This is a genomic window from Duganella sp. LjRoot269 (genome assembly GCF_964254095.1).
GTDB classification, from domain to species: domain Bacteria; phylum Pseudomonadota; class Gammaproteobacteria; order Burkholderiales; family Burkholderiaceae_D; genus Rugamonas; species Rugamonas hordei.
This window is the reverse complement of the sequence record NZ_CAXUSL020000001.1, coordinates 7,112,538-7,130,547: the sequence shown is the minus strand read 5'-3', so window position 1 is coordinate 7,130,547 and position 18,010 is coordinate 7,112,538. Positions and strand designations below refer to the sequence as shown.

Sequence of the window (18,010 nt, the reverse complement as noted above, 5' to 3'; positions counted from 1 at the left end):
CGCTGGCGAATGACGGGAACGTAGCAAAAAGATACAAGCTTTGTGTCGGATTAAGCTTTTAGCGGGCAATTCATGATAAATAGTAATAAATGATGTGATGAAACCGCTATTTATTGATAAAAATTCATTGGGTATGATGGGGCCAACGAGGGGCGTTGCTGTCCCGGCATTCCGTGTTAGATTCTAGTCAGTTTATTAATCCTTTTGGAGGCAGCATGAGAATAGGCATACCGGCCGAGACACGGCCGGGGGAGACCCGGGTCGCGGCAACGCCCGAGACAGTCAAGAAACTCGCAACCAAGCATCAGGTGGTCGTGCAATCGGGAGCCGGCATTTCGGCCTCGGTGACCGACGAGGCCTATGCGGCGGCGGGCGCGCAAATCGTTGGCGCGGCGGAAGCCTACGCGGCGGACGTGGTGCTGAAGGTGCGCGCCCCCAGCGCCGAGGAACGGGCGCTGATCAAGGCCGGCACGGTGGTGATCGGCATGCTCAACCCCTTCGACGCGGACAACAACGCGGCGATGGCGGCGGCGGGGCTGCAGGCGTTCGCGCTGGAGGCCGTGCCGCGCATCACGCGCGCGCAGTCGATGGACGTGCTGTCGTCGCAGGCCAACATCGCCGGCTACAAGGCGGTGATGGTGGCGGCCAACACCTACCAGCGCTTCATGCCGATGCTGATGACCGCCGCCGGCACCGTCAAGGCGGCGCGGGTGCTGATCATGGGCGTGGGCGTGGCCGGCCTGCAGGCGATCGCGACGGCCAAGCGGCTGGGCGCGGTCATCGAGGCGTCGGACGTGCGGCCGCCGGTCAAGGAGCAGGTGGAGTCGCTGGGCGCCAAGTTCATCGACGTGCCTTTGCTGACCGACGAGGAAAAGGAAATCGCCAAGGGCGTGGGCGGCTATGCGCGGCCGATGCCGGCGGACTGGATGCGCCGCCAGGCCGAGCTGGTGCACGAACGCGCCAAGCTGGCCGACATCATCATCACCACCGCGCTGATACCGGGGCGTCCTGCGCCGGTGCTGATTTCCGAGGAGACGGTCAAGGCCATGAAGCCGGGCTCGGTGATCGTCGACCTGGCCGTGTCGCAGGGCGGCAACTGCCCGCTGTCGGAACTCAATAAAACCGTGGTCAGGCACGGCGTGCACATCGTCGGCGAGCCGGACCTGGCGACCTTGGTGGCGGCCGACGCGTCGGCGTTGTACGCGCGCAACGTGCTGGACTTCCTCAAGCTGATCATCGACAAGGAAGACAAGCTGGTGATCGACCGCGAAGACGAAATCATCAAGGCCACGCTGCTGTGCTCCGGCGGCGAATTGTTACGAAAATAAGTAAGAAAATAAGAAGGAGAACAATCATGGAAGTCAGCCACACCATCATCAATCTGATCATCTTCGTGCTCGCCATCTATGTCGGCTACCACGTGGTCTGGACCGTCACGCCGGCGCTGCATACGCCGCTGATGGCGGTCACCAACGCCGTCTCGGCGATCATCATCGTCGGCGCCATGCTGGCCGCCTCGCTGACCGAAGGCGTGATCGGGCAGGTCGCCGGCACCGTCGCGGTGGCGCTGGCCGCCGTCAACGTGTTCGGCGGATTCCTGGTCACGCAGCGCATGCTGGAGATGTTCAAGAAAAAAGAGCCCAAGGCGAAGCCCGTCGTGGCCATCAAGGAGGAGCACGCATGAATTTCATCTCCATGAACCTGGTGACGATGATGTATCTCATCGCATCGGTGTGCTTTATCCAGGCGCTGAAAGGGTTGTCGTCGCCGTCCACGGCGCGTACCGGTAATGCGTTCGGCATGTCGGGCATGGCCATCGCGGCCGTCACCACGGTCGCGCTGATCCTGAAGCTGAAGGCGGAAGCGACGGCGGCCGCCGTGGCGGGCACTTCCGGCGGCATGGGCCTCGGCCTGGTGGCGCTGGGCGTCATCGTCGGCGGCGGCATCGGCGCGGTGCTGGCGAAGAAGGTCGAGATGACCAAGATGCCGGAACTGGTCGCGGCGATGCACTCGCTGATCGGCCTGGCCGCCGTCTGCATCGCGGTGGCCGCCGTGTCGGAACCGCACGCCTTCGGCATCGCCGCCGTGGGCGAGGCGCTGCCGTTCGGCAACCGCATCGAGCTGTTCATCGGCACCTTCGTCGGCGCGATCACGTTCTCCGGTTCGGTGATCGCGTTCGGCAAGCTGTCGGGCAAGTACAAGTTCCGCCTGTTCCAGGGCGCGCCGGTGAGCTTTGCCGGCCAGCACATGCTGAACCTGATCCTGGCCATCGTCATGGTCGGCCTGGGCCTGGCGTTCTGCTTCGCCGGCGGCAACGAGCCGGCGTGGGTGCCGTTCCTGATCATGACCGCGATCGCCTTCGTGCTCGGCGTGCTGATCATCATCCCCATCGGCGGCGCCGACATGCCGGTGGTGGTGTCGATGCTGAACTCGTACTCCGGCTGGGCGGCGGCGGGCATCGGCTTCTCGCTGAACAACGCGATGCTGATCATTGCCGGGTCGCTGGTCGGATCAAGCGGCGCGATCCTGTCGTACATCATGTGCAAGGCGATGAACCGTTCGTTCTTCAATGTGATCCTGGGCGGCTTCGGCGGCGCGCCGGCGGAAGCGGGCGGCGGCGGTTCGAAGGAACAGCGTCCGGTCAAATCCGGTTCGGCGGACGACGCCTCGTTCATCATGGCCAACGCCGAAAGCGTGATCATCGTGCCTGGCTACGGCCTGGCCGTGGCGCGCGCGCAGCACTCGCTGAAGGAGCTGGTCGAGAAGCTGACGCACAAGGGCGTGACCGTCAAGTATGCGATCCACCCGGTGGCGGGCCGCATGCCGGGCCACATGAACGTGCTGCTGGCCGAAGCCGAGGTGCCGTACGACCAGGTGTTCGAGATGGAGGACATCAACGGCGAATTCGGCCAGACCGACGTGGTGCTGATCCTCGGCGCCAACGACGTGGTCAACCCGGCCGCCAAGGATCCGAAATCGCCGATCGCCGGCATGCCCATCCTGGAGGCCTACAAGGCCAAGAGCATCATCGTCAACAAGCGTTCGATGGCCTCCGGCTACGCGGGCCTGGACAATGAGCTGTTCTACCAGGCCAACACCATGATGGTGTTCGGCGATGCGAAGAAGGTCATCGAGGACATGGTCAAGGCTGTGGAGTAATTCACATTTTGTGAATGATGTCTTAGCTTTGAGGTGATTGTTGGTGGTGTTGATGAAGCCTACTATGGCTACATCAACCCACCACAAGGAGCCTCACCATGAACCGCTTGCAAAATAAAGTCGCCATCGTCACCGGCGCATCTTCCGGCATCGGCCGCGCCACCGCCAAACTGTTCGCCGCCGAAGGTGCCAAAGTCGTGGTGGCCGCGCGCCGCCAGGCCGAACTCGATACCCTCGTTGCTGAAATCGTCGCCGACGGCGGTGCCGCCATCGCGCTGGCCGGCGATGTCACTTCCGAATCGTTCAACGCGCAACTGGTCGCCGCCGCGGTGGAAGCCTACGGCCGCCTGGACATCGCCTACAACAACGCCGGCACGCTGGGCGAAATGGGCGCCACCACCGGCGTTTCCGAGCAGGGCTGGAACGACACCCTCGCCGCCAACCTGACCAGCGCCTTCCTCGGCGCCAAGCACCAGGTCCCTGAAATGATCAAGCATGGCGGCGGTTCGGTGATCTTCACCTCGACCTTCGTCGGCTACAGCTTCGCCTTCCCGGGCGTGGCGGCTTACGCGGCCAGCAAGGCCGGCCTGATCGGCCTGACGCAGGCGCTGGCGGCGGAATACGGCCCGCAGGGCGTGCGCGTGAACGCGGTGCTGCCGGGCGCCGTCGATACGGCGATGTATCGCGACATGAACGATACGCCGGAGTCGACCTCCTTCGTCACCAACCTGCATGCGCTGAAACGCGTGGCGCAGCCGGAAGAACTGGCGCGCTCGGTGCTGTACCTGGCTTCGGACGATTCGTCCTTCGTCACCGGCACCGCCTCGCTGGTCGACGGCGGCGCTTCGATCACCCGCACCTAGTCTAGTAGGCCACGTCTTCCAGGCGGTAGCGGAATTTGCGCCGCTCTGGAAGATTCCATCCCGGCTCGTGGTCGGTATTTCTGGCCGGGGCGGGGGATGGCTCCGGTGCCGGCTTGACTTGGACCGGGACGGGTAAAGGCGGTGGCAGGACAGAGGCCGCGGCAGCCGCGGCCCCGGGCTGCGCTTGCGTCCGCAGCTCTTCCTGCTTCGCCTGCTCCTTGCGCAGCAGGTTCGCCATCTTGAAATGCTTTTCGCCCGGGAATTTGACGGACAGGTCGAACCAGGCGTTGCGCGCGGTGCGCGCGAAGGAGCGGGCAAATTCGTTGGGCGTCACAGATTGCCCTTCGTGAATGATCTTGTCGCCTTCCACTCGTGCGTAGTTGTGCTCTCCATAACTCCACGATCGCAGGATCGTGCCTTCAGGCAGAAACAACGATTTCCATTGGTAGCCGCGCACGTTGCCAGGATCGGAGCCAGGCGGCAGCGCCTTTTTGGCGTCGAGCCAGAATTCCAGCGCCGCGTTCATTGCTTCGGACAAGTCCTGCACGCCGCCGTCGCGGCGCAGCCGCTCGACCAGCCGGAGCAGGGTATCAGTAGAGAGCTGCACGCTCATTGTGGTAAACATTCTGCTTTCTCCTCTCTTTTCTTCACTTTTCATTTCTTTAGACCGCAAATTTTGGAAGAAGTTCAAAAAGCGAGGTAAGGCAAGAAAAAGAGAGGAAAAGAGAGGTCGAAAGCGATGGTTTACCACAGTGAGTGGGACGGGCAAGCCCACCTGTGTGTTCTCAGGTCAACGGCGACCGTACATCATCAGTTCGGCCAGCACGCCGCGGGCGGGGCCGATCATGTCGATGGCGGCCAGCGACAGGCCCAGCAGCGCCTGGGCCGGCGAATCGTTGGCGAAAATGCGGGCCATGGTGTCGGTCAGGCGCACGGTCGTGTCGCGGTCCTGGCGGCGCAGTTCGGTGAATTGCGCCAGCATCGCCGGATTGGCGCCTTGCGCCAGCAGCCGCGCCAGCACGGTGACGTCGCGCAAGCCGAGGTTGAGGCCTTGTCCGGCGACCGGATGCAGCGTTTGCGCGGCGTTGCCGATGGCGACGGTGCGGGCGGTGCCGCGCGGGTCCGCGTTCAGGCCGAGGGGGAACGCCAAGCGCGGAGAAGCGTGTGTGAAGCGGCCGACACGGTCGCCGAACGCGGCGCCCAGTTCGGCCAGGAAGGCCTCGTCGTCCAGGCCTTGCAGGCGCGCCGCCGACTCGGGGCGCACGCACCAGACCAATGAATATTCGTCGCCTTGCGGCAGCAGCGCCAGCGGGCCTTGCCCGGTAAAGCGTTCGTAGGCGCGATGCTCGACCGGCCGGCTGGCACGTACTTGCGCGATGATCGCGGTTTGCTGGTAGTCGTGGCGGCGGGCCTTGCTTTCCTGGTCGCTGAACAAGCCGCCTTCGGCCTGCGCCACGATGGCTGCCTGCAGCGACCGCGCGGCGCCGGCGGCGTCCAGCGCCAGCGCGACGGCGTCGTCGCCTTCGTTGATCGCCTGCACGCGGGCGGGACGCAGCATGACGATGCCGGCCCGTTCGCAGGCGGCGCCCAGGGCGGTCACCAGATCGCCGTAGCGGGTGACGTAGCCGAGCGCCGGCAGCTTGTGCTCGTCGCGGTCGATCAGGCTGCGGCCGAACTGGCCGCGACGCGACACGTGGATCTGGTGGATGGCGGTGGCCGCCACCGGCCACGCGCCGATGTCTTCCAGTATCTGGCGGCTGCCCCAGGACAGCGCGATCGAGCGCGGATCCTTGCCGGCCTGCTCCAGCGTCCTGGCGTCGATCAGCGCGATGCGGTGCGCCGCCATGCCGCGCCTGGCCAGCAGCGCGGCCAGCGCCATGCCGGCCGGGCCGGCGCCGCAGATGGCGACGTCGAAAGTGGAATCCGTCATTGCTGCCGCATCAGTTGCTCGATCTCGTCGACGGTCTTGGGCGCGGTGCTGAGGATGGTGTGGCCGCTGTGCGTCACCAGCACATCGTCCTCGATGCGGATGCCGATGTTCCAGTATTCCTCGGGCACGCCCTCCGCCGGACGCACATAGATGCCCGGCTCCACCGTCAGCACCATGCCCGGCTGCAGCGCGCGCGACGGCTTGCCTTCGGCGGCGGTGTCGCGGTACTGGCCGACGTCGTGCACGTCCATGCCCAGCCAGTGGCCGGTGCCGTGCATGTAGAACTGCAGGTAGCGCTTGTCGGCGATGATGTCGGCCAGGCTGCCGTGGCTGTTCTTGTCGAGCAGCCCCAGGTCCAGCATGCCCTGCGCCAGCACCTGCACCGCCGCCTCGTGGCCGCCGGAGTAGGGCAGGCCGGGGGCGATCGCCTTCAGCGCGGCCGACTGCGCCGCCAGCACCAGTTCATACAGGCGTTTTTGCGGCGCGCTGAAACGGCCGTTGACCGGCCAGGTGCGCGTGATGTCGGAGGCGTAGCCATCGAGCTCGCAGCCGGCGTCGATCAGCACCAGGTCGCCGTCCCTGCTCTGCGCGCTGTTGGCGCTGTAGTGCAGCACGCAGGCGTTGGCGCCCGCCGCGACGATGGAGTTGTAGGCCGGCGCCTGCGCGCCGTTGCGGCGGAACTCGTACAGCAGTTCCGCCTCGAGTTCGTATTCGTACATGCCTGGCCGCGCGGCCCGCATCGCCCGCGCGTGGGCCTGCGACGAGATGGCCGCGGCGCGCAGCATGGTCGCCTGTTCGCCGGCGTCCTTGAACAGGCGCATTTCGTCCAGCAGCGGCAGCAGGTCGACCGCGCTGGCCGGCGCGCTCACGCCGGTGCGCGCCATGCGCCGCACGTTGGCCAGCCACAGCCTGACCTGCGCATCCAGCGGGCTGCCCAGCGCGTAGTACAGCGCCGGCGCGTCGGCCAGCAGCTTGACTATCTCGCCGTCGAGATCTTCGATGGCGTGGGCGGCGTCGAAGCCGAAGGCCGCGCGCGCGCCCTCGGGGCCGTGGCGGAAGCCTTCCCAGATTTCGCGTTCGAGATTTTTCTGGCGGCAGAACAGGATGGCGCGGGCCGGCACATCGCCGCGCGCGGCCACCAGCACCAGCACGCTGTCCGGCTCGGTGAAACCGGTCAGATAGTAGAAGTAGCTGTCGTGGCGGTACAGGTATTCGCTGTCGCTGTTGCGCGTCACTTCCGGCGCGGTCGGCAGCACGGCCACCGCGCCGGGCGGCATATGGGCCAGCAGGCGCGCGCGGCGCTCAATGTGGACTTGCAAGGCGGCCGCCATCACTGCACGTCCTTGGCGCCGCGTGCGCGGGGGGCGATCGGCGCGTTCAGCCGGTCGAGCTGCTGCACGGTGCCGAGGTTGTGCCACTCGCCTTGGTAGACCTCGCCGCCGACCTGTTTCTTGTCGGCGTAGGCGCGGATCAGCGGTCCCAGCTTGGCGTGTGCGCCGGGCGCGATGCCGTCGAACATTTCGGGACGGTAGACGCCGATGTTGCCGAAGGTCCATTTCGGCGAGCCGTCGTTGGTCAGCGAGTACATCGTCAGGCCGAAATCGCCGTCCGGCAGGAAGTCCGGATTCGGCACCAGGTACAGCCAGCAGATGTCGCGCTGGTCGGCGGGGTAGGGGTTGCCCCACATGTCCTTGTCGTGCAGCACGTCCTTGACCTGCTCGAAGTCGAAGTAGGGAATATAGATGTCGCCCGAGACGGCGACGAACGGCTCCTCGCCCAGCAGGTGGCGGGCCTGGGCGATGCCGCCGGCCGTCTCCAGCGCGACCGGCTCGTGCGAGTACATCAGCCGCGCGCCGAACTGGCTGCCGTCGCCCAGCGCCGCCTCGATCTGCTGGCCCAGGTGCGAATGGTTGATGACGATCTCGGTGATGCCGGCCCGCACCAGGTTGACGATATGCCAGACGATCAGCGGCCGGCCGCGTACCTTGAGCAGCGGCTTGGGCGTGGTGTCGGTCAGCGGACGCATCCGCTCGCCGCGTCCGGCGGCGAAGATCATGGCTTTCATGCGCGCCGCCTCAGAAGGTGTAGCCGACTTGCGGCTGCTTGTCTTCCAGCGTGTCGAGCAGGCGCAGCAGCGGCTTCAGGTCCTTGTAGCGGCCGGCGGTCTTGCGCACGTAGTCCATCACGGTCGGCAGGTCGCCCAGGTACTGGGCCTTGCCGTCGCGGTAGTTCAGGCGGCAGAACAGGCCGAGGATCTTCAGGTGGCGCTGCAGGGCCATGTATTCGAAGTCCTTGTAGAAGGCGTCGATGTCCTGGTTGACCGGCAGGCCGGCCGCCTTGGCGTGCTGCCAGTAGCGGATCGCCCAGTCCAGCACCAGCTCCTCGTCCCACTGCACGTAGGCGTCGCGCAGCAGCGAGGCCAGGTCGTAGGTCATCGGGCCGTACAGCGCGTCCTGGAAGTCCAGCACGCCGGGGTTGCCGGCGTCCATCCACATCAGGTTGCGCGAATGGAAGTCGCGGTGCACATAGATCTGCTGCTGGGCGGTGACGTTGGCCAGGATGGCCTCGAACACGCCCTGCAGCTCGGCCGCCTGCTTGTCGCTCAGCGTGGCCTTCAGGTGCTGGCCGATGTACCACTCGGGAAACAGGTTCATTTCGCGCAGCAGGAAGGCGCGGTCGTACTCGGGCAGCACGCCCGGCTGGCTGGTCAGCTGGAACTTGACCAGCGCCTCCAGCGCCTCGGCGTACATGGTCGAGGCGTTGTCGTGGTCCAGCACCTGCAGGTAGGTGGTCACGCCCAGGTCGGACATCAGCATGAAGCCGCGCTCGTAGTCGGTGGCGACGATGCGCGGCACCGTCACGCCGGCATGGGTGAGCATTTCGTCCAGCTTGACATAGGCCAGCACGTTCTCGCGCTCCGGCGGCGCGTCCATGACGATCAAGGTGGCGCCCAGCGCGGCTTGTTGATTCGGCAATACATCGACGCGGAAGTAGCGGCGGAAGCTGGCGTCGGCCGAGGCCGGACGGGCGCTGGCCACGTCGACCACGTCCAAGGTCGCCAGCCAGGCGGTCAGCTGTTCGAGGCGGGGGTCGGAAGATGTATCGGAAGTTAAATTCTGTAATAAAGACATTAAGCGAGCCGTGGAAACCGGTATCAGGTGAAGATTCCCATATAATAAGGGATTCAAATCAAAAAATCGCCTGTCATGGTGTTTCATCCCTTCTTTTCATGAGTTGCATGCGCTGGCTACTGGCCCCCCCCTCTACCTCGCAACGCTGGGCGTATGCCCTGACTGCCATCGTCACCGTCTCGGCAGCGCCGAGCTACGCCCAGACCGGCGCGCCCAAGCCGCGCGCGCCGCGGGTGGAGGACAAGAACGCCGTCACCACGGTCCAGGCCGAGGACATCGGCGGCCGCCCGGAACGGGAAATCACGCTGGAGCGGGACGCCGAGCTGGTCAAGGACAAGACCCGCGTCAAGGCCGACACCGCCTGCTACCGCCAGGTCGAGGACGAGGTCGAAGCCAAGGGCAACGTCAAGATCTGGCGCTTCGGCGACTATTTCACCGGCGACGAGCTCAAGCTGAACATGGACACGGGCAAGGGCTATATGCTCAACCCGACGTACAAGCTGGAAGCGAACCACGCCCAGGGCAAGGCCGAGCGCATCAACTTCATCAACGAAGACGAGGCGGTGGTGGTCAACGGCACCTACAGCACCTGCGAGGGCTACAACCCGGACTGGTATCTGCGCTCGAACACGCTGAACCTCGACTCCGGCCGCGACGTCGGCACGGCCGGCAAGACCATCATTTATTTCAAGGACGTGCCGATCCTGGGCACGCCGGCCATGTCGTTCTCGCTGTCGGGCGCGCGCCGCTCCGGCTGGCTGTCGCCGACGCCGGGCTTCGGCTCCAAGAACGGCGCCGAGCTGACGGTGCCGTACTACTTCAATATCGCGCCCAACCGCGACTTGACCGTGTATCCGAAAATCATCTCCAACCGCGGCATCCAGCTCGGCGCCAGCGGCCGCTATCTGGGCGAGACCGCCGGCGGCCTGTACCAGGGCGAGACGTATATCGAGTACATGCCGCACGACCGCGAGTACGCCAAGGCCAATCCGAACGACCAGAGCGACCGCTGGATGATACGGACCACGCACACCCAGGACCTGAGCCCCAGCTGGTCGTACGGCTGGAGCATCCGCGCGGCGTCGGACGACAACTACCCGAACGACTTTTCCAAGACCGTGTCGAGCTCGACCGAGCGCCAGCTGCTGCGCGAACTGCGCACCGACTACCACGGCGATTTCTGGACCCTGACCGCGCGGGTGCAGAAGTACCAGGTGCTGCAGGATCCGGAATCGGTGGTCGATCCGACGCTGTTCGTCTCGCGTCCCTACGACCGGCTGCCGGCGGTCAATTTCCACGCCGCGCAGTACGACGTGGCGGGCGGCTTCGACTGGGCCTTCGATTCCGAGCTGACGCGCTTCTACCACCCGACCCTGATCAACGGCACCCGCCTGGTGGCGATCCCGCAGCTGAGCTATCCGATCGTCGGGCCGAGCTACTTCGTCACGCCCAAGGTGATGGTCAACCTGGGCAGCTACCAGCTCGATTCCTACGGCACGCAGAAATCGGAAAACCTGTCGCGCGCGGTGCCCACGTTCTCGCTGGACTCGGGCCTGGTGTTCGAGCGCGACATCAAGTTCGGCGGCAAGGACATGACCCAGACGCTCGAGCCGCGGCTGTTCTACGTCAACACGCCGTACCGCGACCAGAGCCGCTTCCCCACCTTCGACACCGACGCGGCCACGTTCAACTTCAGCCAGATCTTCAGCGAAAACCGCTTCGTCGGCTCGGACCGCATCGGCGACGCCAACCAGCTGACGGCCGCGCTGACCTCGCGCTTCCTCGACGCCAACGGCGGCGAGGCGCTGCGCCTGGCGTTCGGCCAGCGCTTCTATTTCCGCGACCAGAAGGTGCAGCTGGACTCGTCGACGCCGGTGGTCGACGCCCATTCCGACATCCTGCTGGCGGCCACCGGCCGCATCTCCGAGACCTGGACCTTCGACAGCGCGGTGCAGTACAACCCGAGCCAGAGCCGGGTGGTGTCGGAAAGCTATACCGCGCAGTGGGTGCCGGGCGCCAAGAAGGTGCTCAACCTGGGCTACCGCTACCTGCGCGGCAGCTTCAAGAATATCGAGCTGTCGAGCCAGTGGCCGATCTTCCAGCGCTGGTATGGCGTGGGCCGGGTCAGCTACTCGGTGCAGGACAAGAAGATCCTCGAGAGCCTGGTCGGCCTCGAATACAACGCCGACTGCTGGGTGTTCCGCACCGGCGCCCAGCGTTTCGTGACCACCTCGACCAAGGCCTCGACGCAGATCTTCTTCCAGCTGGAACTGAACGGGCTGTCGCACCTGGGCGTGGGCAGTCCGCTTGAAGCGATGAAGAGCAGCATTCCCGGTTATCAGCGTTTGAACGAGGGCTACGGCCGCTAAAGCAAGGCAACCCGGCGCCCGCCGCAGCAGCAATGGCAACAACAGCGGCAGCGGGCGCTTTTTGATTTTTTTTACACCTGACTCATGAGCGTTCCACCATGCAGATGAAGTTCGAAATGAAAATCCTCGCAGTCCTGCTGTGCACGGCCGCCCTCGGCGGTTGCAGCCTGTTCTCGAAGAAGCCTGCGCCGGCGCCCGCCGCCGCGCCGGCGTCCGCGCCCGCCGCCACGGCCTTGAACACCACGCCGGCCGCGCCGGCCAAGGCCGACAAGTCTGACGGCAAGGGCGGCTTCCTGCCGCCTGGCGAGTCGGGCAACGTCGCCATCGATTCGATCGTGGTCGTGGTCAACGACGACGTCATCACCCAGCGCGAGCTGAGCAACCGGATCAAGGCCGTCACCGCCCGCATGAAGGCGCAGAACGTGCAGATGCCCGATCCGGCCGACCTGCGCCGCCAGCTGCTCGAGCGCATGATCGTCGAACGCGCCCAGCTGCAGATGGCCAAGGAGATGGGCGTGCGCGTCGACGACCTGCAGCTCGACCGCTCGATTTCCCGCATCGCCGAGGCGCAGAAGCTGACCGTGCAGGACCTGCGCAACCAGATGGAAAAGGACGGCACGCCGTTCGCCGCCTTCCGCGAGGAGATCCGCGAAGAGATCATCATGCAGCGCCTGCGCGAGCACGAGGTCGACTCCAAGATCCAGATCTCGGACGCCGAGGTCGACAGCTTCATGGCCGCCGAAAAGGCCGCCGCCGCCGAGCAGTTCGAGGTGAACATCTCGCAGATCATGGTGCGCATCCCCGACAACGCCACCGCCGAGGTGATCGCCCAGCGCCGCGCGCGCGCCGAGGAAGTGATGCGCCAGCTGCGCACCGGCGCCGACTTCGCCAAGATGGCCGCCACCTATTCGGACGCCAGCGACGCGCTGGAGGGCGGCGTGGTCGGCTGGCGCCAGCCCGAGCGGCTGCCGCCGGTGTTTGCCGAGGCGCTGGTCAAGCTCAAGCCGGGCCAGGTCACGCCCATCATCAAGAGCGTGGGCGCGTTCCACATCCTGAAGGCGGTCGACCGCCGCAGCGTGGCCGAGGCGCAGGCGGCGGCCTCGGTGCAGCAGACCCACGCGCGCCACATCCTGATCAAGGTCACGCCGACGATGAGCGCGGCCGACGCCAAGCGCAAGCTGACCGAGCTGAAGGAACGCCTGGACAACAAGGCGGCCAAGTTCGAGGAACTGGCGCGGCTGTTCTCCAACGACGGCTCGGCCGCCAAGGGCGGCGACCTGGGCTGGCTGTATCCGGGCGACACCATGCCCGAATTCGAGGCGGCGATGAACAATCTGAAGATCGGCGAAGTGAGCCAGCCGGTGGAGACCAGCTTCGGCATCCACCTGATCGAAGTGCTCGAGCGCAAGAGCGACGACGTGTCGAAAGAGCGCGAGCGCAACAACGCGCGCCAGGCGATCCGCGAGCGCAAGCTGGAAGAAGCGTCGGAAAGCTGGCAGCGTGAAGTGCGCGACCGTGCCTACGTCGAGTACCGCACCGACGACGGCAACAACGTCAACAAATAAGCGGCAAGGGGACCACGCGTGAGCGCCACTTTGAACCCTGGGCGCACCGCAGTGCGTTCCCCGTCCGCCCGTCCGGCGATCGCCGTCACGGTCGGCGAGCCGGCCGGCATCGGCCCGGAAATCTCGATCCGCGCCGCCTGGGCGCGGCGCCATGACGTCAACTGCGTGCTGCTGGGCGACGCCGCCTTCCTGGCCATGACGGCCAGCGCCATCGATCCCGCGATCCAGTTGTCGGCGCTGTCGCTGCAGGCGGTGCGCAACGGCGGCCTGCCGCACTTCGGCCCCGGGCGCATCAGCGTGATCGACGTGCCGCTGTCCGCGCACGTGGTGCCGGGCCGGCTGGACAAGGAAAACGGCCGCGCCGTGCTGGCCACGCTGGACGCCGCCATCGAGGGCGTGCGGGCCGGCTGGTTCGAAGCGGTGGTCACCGCGCCGCTGCAAAAGAGCACCATCAACGACGCCGGCGTCAAATTCTCCGGCCACACCGAATACTTCGCCGACCAGACGGGCACGCCGCAGGTGGTGATGATGCTGGCCGGCACGCCGGCGTCGCCCGCCGGCGCGCCGCCGCTGCCGCCGTTGCGCGTGGCGCTGGCGACCACGCACCTGCCGCTGAAGGACGTCGCCGCCGCGCTGAGCCAGGACGGGCTGGCGCGCATCCTCGACATCATAGACCACGACCTGAAGACCAAATTCGGCATCGCCGCGCCGCGCATCCTGCTGTGCGGCCTGAACCCGCACGCGGGCGAGGGCGGCTACCTGGGACGCGAAGAGATCGACGTCATCGCGCCGGCCATCGCGGCGGCGCGGGCGCGCGGCATCGCCGCCGCCGGCCCGTATCCGGCCGACACGCTGTTCCAGCCCAAATACCTGAAGGACGCCGACTGCGTGCTGGCCATGTACCACGACCAGGGCTTGCCGGTGCTGAAGTACGCCACCTTCGGCCAGGGCGTCAACATCACGCTGGGCCTGCCGCTGATACGCACCTCGGTCGACCACGGCACCGCGCTGGACCTGGCCGCCAAGGGCCTGGGGCTGGCCGATTGCGGCAGCATGGAGGCGGCGATCGACACCGCCGTCGCCATGGCCAACGCCGCGGCCTCCCAGCCTCCTAATCACTCTCAATAAGAACAATCATGAAACACGTCGCCCGCAAACGCTTCGGCCAAAACTTTTTACACGATAAATACGTCCTCTCCAGCATCACCGACGCCATCGCCCCGGCGCCGGACGACGCGATGGTGGAAATCGGCCCCGGCCTGGGGGCGATGACCGAGCAGCTGATGCGTACGCTGAAGATGATGCACGTCGTCGAGCTGGACCGCGACCTGGTGGCGCGGCTGGAAAAGACCTACAACCCGGCCAAGCTGACCATCCACGCCGGCGACGCCCTGAAATTCGACTTTTCCACGATCCCGGTGCCGGCCGGCCAAAAGCTGCGCATCGTCGGCAACCTGCCGTACAACATCTCCAGCCCGCTGCTGTTCCACCTGGCGACGTTCGCGCCGCAGGTGCAGGACCAGCATTTCATGCTGCAAAAGGAAGTGGTGGAGCGCATGGTGGCCGAGCCGGGCAGCAAGACCTACGGCCGCCTGTCGGTGATGCTGCAATGGCGCTACGACATGTCGCTGCTGTTCGTGGTGCCGCCGGAAGCGTTTGATCCGCCGCCGAAGGTGGAGTCGGCGATCGTGCGCATGATCCCGGTGGCCAAGCCGCTGCCGTGCGACGGCCCGACCTTGGAGGCGGTGGTGCTGAAGGCGTTCTCGCAGCGCCGCAAGGTGATCCGCAACTGCCTGGCCGGCATGTTCACCGAAGAACAGATCGTCGCCGCCGGCATCGACCCGACCATGCGTCCGGAAACGGTGGGCCTGGCCCAGTACGTCGCGCTGGCCAACCTGCTCAAGCCGCAAACCGTCTAGGCAAAAAAAAGCCCGCTGGTGAAAGCGGGCTAAATCCAATTCCTTTGCAAGAAGTGGAGGAGACAGGTGAATTATGCTGCGACGCGGCATATAACACAAGTTTATTTTTCACATATCGAACATCATGAATGTGAATAACACTCCTCCCGCTTCCTGTCCTTCCCTTAGTTCGTCGTGCAGGTCAGCACCAGGTTGCTGACATTGTTTTCGTGCATCACGCCGGTGCCGTTGACCAGCGTGCAGGTGGCGCCGACCGGCTGGGTCAGGATGGTCACGCCGTAGGCTTGGCCGTCCGCCACCTGGCTGCCGAACACGAAATCACCCTTGCCGCTGCTGTCGGTCGGGCTGCTGACCGTCAACTGGCCGCCGGTCGAGCCGTTCAGCAGCACCACGCTGCGATTGAGCAGCGTGTCGGGCGTGGCCGAGGTCGCGTCTTTGTACTGGAACAGGCCGGTGAACTGGCCGCCCAGCGTGTGGGTGCTCTGATTACACACCACTTGGGCTGCGATGGCGACGTTGTGGCCGGCCGAACCGCTGGCACCGCCGAGGGAGCAGCTCATGTGCGCAGGCTGGGTCTGGATGGTGATGTTGTAGTCTGTGCCGTACGGAATCTGGTGCGGGAACACGAAGCTGCTGGCGCCGGCCGGCACCTTGACGGTGTCGCTGCCGTTGGCCAGCACCAGGCCGTCGTTGTTCAAGCCTGCAATCGTGCCCTGCACCGCGAACTGCGCCTTGCCGCCGCAGCCGGCCAGCGCCGCAGCCAGGATCAGCGCCGCGCCGGCGCCCAAAGTCGAAAATTTCATGTATTACTCCAAAAAATAAGCGGGGCCGGCAATTATTGGCAGGTGACGGTGATCGGCGAGTAGTCGCCGGCCGGCATCGTGCCGACGTTGTTGGCGATGGTGCAGGTCTTGGTGGTGTCCTTGGGCTGCGACAGGATGGTCACGCCGAACGGCGAGCCGTCGCCGACCTTGGTCGGGAAGGTGAAGTTGACCGGCGTCGAGGCCGATGCGCCCGGCAGGATCGCCACCGTGTCGGAGCCGTTGGCCAGTACCAGGCCTTTGGTGTCCAGGCCGGTGACGGTGCCGCCCAGGGTCCACGGATTGGTCACGCAGATGAAGGCGATGTAGTAGGCGGTGTAGACGTTGGCCTTGCCGGTGTTGGTGGTGCCGCTCGGAGTGCACTTGGCGCCGGTCGGCTGGGTATCGACGATGACGTTGAACTGCTCGTCGACGGCGGCCAGCTTGGTGAAGACGAAAGTGGACGTGCCGTTCGGGATCGGCAGCTTCTCGCCGGTGTTGGTGTTGACCAGCACCAGGCCATCCTTGGTCAGGCCGCTGACGCTGCCGGACAGGGCCAGGCTACCGTTGCCGCCGCCGCAGGCGCTCAAAATGACGGCACACAGCAGGGCGAGGCCCGAACGCAGATACAAACTTTTCATAAAAATCTCTCTCCAAAACGAATAGGGCCGGCAACACCACTGGGTGCAGCATATTACACGGAATTGCCCGGTATTTTAGTGCATTTGGTAACGCCGGGCCCTGAACCGATGTAACAGCATGTGACACCGGACCGGCGGCGGCGCTGGCCGCCGCCTTATTTGACCCGCGCGGCGACGCAACTGGAGCGGCGGCCGTCGATGCGGCAGCGGTTGCGCACCTTGCCCTGCAGATCGTGCACCAGCACCTCCCATTGCTCGGCGCCGCGCCGCTCCATGGTCATGAAGCCGAAGCCGTCGACCCAGGAGCTGAAGCTGTCCACCACCGCGCCCGGCGCGGGCGTGGCGCCGGCCGGCAGCCGCTCGGGCAGCGGCACGATATCCTCGGCGGTGCCGGCAAAGCCGGAAATCAGCTGGCTCGGATGGCCGGAGGAAAAACTGACCTGTTCCCACAGGTGCACATGGCCGGACAGCATGGTCTGTATCGCCGCCGGCAGCAGTTGCGGGTTGAGCGAGCCGAACGCCTGCTGCAGGCCGGCGTCGCCCGGCAACAGCACGATGGGACCGTCGCCCTTGCGGTCGGCGCCCATGCCCAGCAGCGGGTGGTGGGTGATGCCGATGTTGTGCGGCGCCTGCCGCGACAGCGCGTCGACCTTGCGGTACAGCTCGCGGTACTTGTCGTAGCCGAGGTCGCCCGGCTTCAGGCCCTTCCACGTGGTGGCGGCGGTGTCCATGACGATCAGCTGGGTGGACTGGCCGATCGTCACGGCGTAGGGATCGCTGTAGTTGCCGATGGCGTCGTCGGCGTCGGCGTTGCAGTCGCGGCCGGCCAGCAGCGGGCGCGGGTCGAGGAAGCGCCAGTAGCCCTGGCCGCCGCGCGGGCAGCTTTCATGATTGCCGCGCGCCATGATCCACGGCGCCGCCCGCAGCAGCGCCGCGCCGGGGGCGAAGAAGTCGGCGTTCCACGCGTCCCAGCCGTAGCCCCAGGGACTGCCCGCGCAGCCTGCATCGCCGTCGGGACAGGCGTTTTCGCGGTAATGGTAGTCGCCGACGTGGATCACCAGGTCCGGACGCCAGGCGGCGGCCTGGGCCGCCACGGCGGCGAACGGATAGGCGGCGCCGTCGTTGCAGGCCTGGTAGCTGGCGCTGCTCTTTTGCAGGCGGCAGCCGGTGTCGCCGATGACGACGATGCGTTGCGGCTCGGCCTTCGGCAGCGGCAGCGCGCGGCCCAGCACGGTGGCGCCTTGGCCGCCAGCCGGCAGCGGCGCCTCGCAGGTCAGCAGCGGGAAGCTGGCCGGCCTGGAGTCGGCCGGCGCCGACGGCGTGGAGCGCAGCGCGATGGTGGCGGCCGGCGCGCGCACGGTCATCGCCAGCGGGCGGCCGTCGACGACGATGTCGGGGCAGGCCGGCGCGGCGACCAGCACGCGCGCCACGGCGGCGCCGTTGTCGCCCATCACCACGAACGAGGAAAAGTCCGGCGGCTGGACGACGGTGGCGCAGCCGGCCAGCAGCGAGGCCAGGGCCAGGGCCGGCATTGGACGGCAAAGAGTGGTCGGGAACACGGCATCTCCGGCTGAGTAATCCAATAATTTACCATGCCGTCACGGCGCCGTGATCGGTGCGACAATACCGCTTG

At 66.0% G+C, this 18,010-nt stretch carries 16 protein-coding genes; 8 read left to right on the top strand and 8 right to left on the bottom strand.

Translation table 11 applies throughout. The features are described 5' to 3' along the window. Positions 1–215 precede the first annotated feature (215 nt). From ACSQ3S_RS31915 to ACSQ3S_RS31900, 4 genes are all read left to right on the top strand, one after another. Positions 216–1,328, top strand: coding sequence for a Re/Si-specific NAD(P)(+) transhydrogenase subunit alpha (locus ACSQ3S_RS31915; RefSeq protein ID WP_436144905.1), 1,113 nt, complete (start codon positions 216–218; stop codon positions 1,326–1,328). Between the two features lie 26 nt (positions 1,329–1,354). Continuing rightward, the gene (locus ACSQ3S_RS31910) at positions 1,355–1,684 is read left to right on the top strand and encodes an NAD(P) transhydrogenase subunit alpha (protein ID WP_176655730.1); all 330 of its coding nucleotides are present in this window, start codon (positions 1,355–1,357) and stop codon (positions 1,682–1,684) included. Then, a complete protein-coding gene (locus ACSQ3S_RS31905) occupies positions 1,681–3,159 on the top strand; it encodes an NAD(P)(+) transhydrogenase (Re/Si-specific) subunit beta (RefSeq protein WP_436144904.1) in 1,479 nt (492 codons plus the stop codon). The genes ACSQ3S_RS31910 and ACSQ3S_RS31905 overlap by 4 nt, the downstream gene beginning before the upstream one ends. A gap of 98 nt (positions 3,160–3,257) precedes the next feature. Continuing rightward, positions 3,258–4,022 carry an SDR family oxidoreductase gene (locus ACSQ3S_RS31900; RefSeq protein WP_353404372.1) on the top strand — a complete coding sequence of 255 codons (765 nt, stop codon included), beginning with the start codon at positions 3,258–3,260 and terminating at the stop codon, positions 4,020–4,022. Between the two features lies 1 nt (position 4,023). Here ACSQ3S_RS31900 and ACSQ3S_RS31895 read toward each other — a convergent pair whose 3' ends face one another. The 5 genes from ACSQ3S_RS31895 to ACSQ3S_RS31875 form a co-directional block, all read right to left on the bottom strand. Further along, positions 4,024–4,647, bottom strand: a complete 624-nt coding sequence (locus ACSQ3S_RS31895; protein ID WP_436144903.1) for a hypothetical protein — start codon at positions 4,645–4,647, stop codon at positions 4,024–4,026. Positions 4,648–4,812: 165 nt separating this feature from the next. Continuing rightward, positions 4,813–5,952 carry a UbiH/UbiF/VisC/COQ6 family ubiquinone biosynthesis hydroxylase gene (locus ACSQ3S_RS31890; RefSeq protein WP_436144902.1) on the bottom strand — a complete coding sequence of 380 codons (1,140 nt, stop codon included), beginning with the start codon at positions 5,950–5,952 and terminating at the stop codon, positions 4,813–4,815. Further along, entirely contained in the window at positions 5,949–7,283 is a 1,335-nt protein-coding gene (locus tag ACSQ3S_RS31885) for an aminopeptidase P N-terminal domain-containing protein (protein WP_436144901.1), read from the bottom strand. The genes ACSQ3S_RS31890 and ACSQ3S_RS31885 overlap by 4 nt, the downstream gene beginning before the upstream one ends. Next, entirely contained in the window at positions 7,283–8,017 is a 735-nt protein-coding gene (gene murU, locus ACSQ3S_RS31880; protein ID WP_436144900.1) for an N-acetylmuramate alpha-1-phosphate uridylyltransferase MurU, read from the bottom strand. The genes ACSQ3S_RS31885 and murU overlap by 1 nt, the downstream gene beginning before the upstream one ends. 10 nt (positions 8,018–8,027) lie before the next feature. Further along, positions 8,028–9,083 (bottom strand): aminoglycoside phosphotransferase family protein, encoded by a 1,056-nt coding sequence (locus ACSQ3S_RS31875; RefSeq protein ID WP_436144899.1) that lies wholly within the window; start codon positions 9,081–9,083, stop codon positions 8,028–8,030. Positions 9,084–9,190: 107 nt separating this feature from the next. Here ACSQ3S_RS31875 and ACSQ3S_RS31870 point away from each other — a divergent pair, with 107 nt between their 5' ends. From ACSQ3S_RS31870 to rsmA, 4 genes are all read left to right on the top strand, one after another. After that, a complete protein-coding gene (locus tag ACSQ3S_RS31870) occupies positions 9,191–11,452 on the top strand; it encodes an LPS-assembly protein LptD (protein ID WP_413447534.1) in 2,262 nt (753 codons plus the stop codon). Between the two features lie 116 nt (positions 11,453–11,568). Beyond that, positions 11,569–13,017 (top strand): peptidylprolyl isomerase, encoded by a 1,449-nt coding sequence (locus ACSQ3S_RS31865; protein WP_436144898.1) that lies wholly within the window; start codon positions 11,569–11,571, stop codon positions 13,015–13,017. Positions 13,018–13,035: 18 nt separating this feature from the next. After that, a complete protein-coding gene (gene pdxA / locus ACSQ3S_RS31860) occupies positions 13,036–14,145 on the top strand; it encodes a 4-hydroxythreonine-4-phosphate dehydrogenase PdxA (RefSeq protein WP_436144897.1) in 1,110 nt (369 codons plus the stop codon). A gap of 8 nt (positions 14,146–14,153) precedes the next feature. Then, the gene (rsmA, locus tag ACSQ3S_RS31855; RefSeq protein ID WP_436144896.1) at positions 14,154–14,936 is read left to right on the top strand and encodes a 16S rRNA (adenine(1518)-N(6)/adenine(1519)-N(6))-dimethyltransferase RsmA; all 783 of its coding nucleotides are present in this window, start codon (positions 14,154–14,156) and stop codon (positions 14,934–14,936) included. 164 nt (positions 14,937–15,100) lie between these two features. Here rsmA and ACSQ3S_RS31850 read toward each other — a convergent pair whose 3' ends face one another. The 3 genes from ACSQ3S_RS31850 to ACSQ3S_RS31840 form a co-directional block, all read right to left on the bottom strand. Continuing rightward, the gene (locus ACSQ3S_RS31850; RefSeq protein ID WP_176655720.1) at positions 15,101–15,739 is read right to left on the bottom strand and encodes a hypothetical protein; all 639 of its coding nucleotides are present in this window, start codon (positions 15,737–15,739) and stop codon (positions 15,101–15,103) included. Positions 15,740–15,771: 32 nt separating this feature from the next. Continuing rightward, entirely contained in the window at positions 15,772–16,377 is a 606-nt protein-coding gene (locus ACSQ3S_RS31845; protein ID WP_436144895.1) for a hypothetical protein, read from the bottom strand. 155 nt (positions 16,378–16,532) lie between these two features. Beyond that, positions 16,533–17,936 carry a metallophosphoesterase gene (locus ACSQ3S_RS31840; protein WP_436144894.1) on the bottom strand — a complete coding sequence of 468 codons (1,404 nt, stop codon included), beginning with the start codon at positions 17,934–17,936 and terminating at the stop codon, positions 16,533–16,535. Positions 17,937–18,010 lie beyond the last annotated feature (74 nt).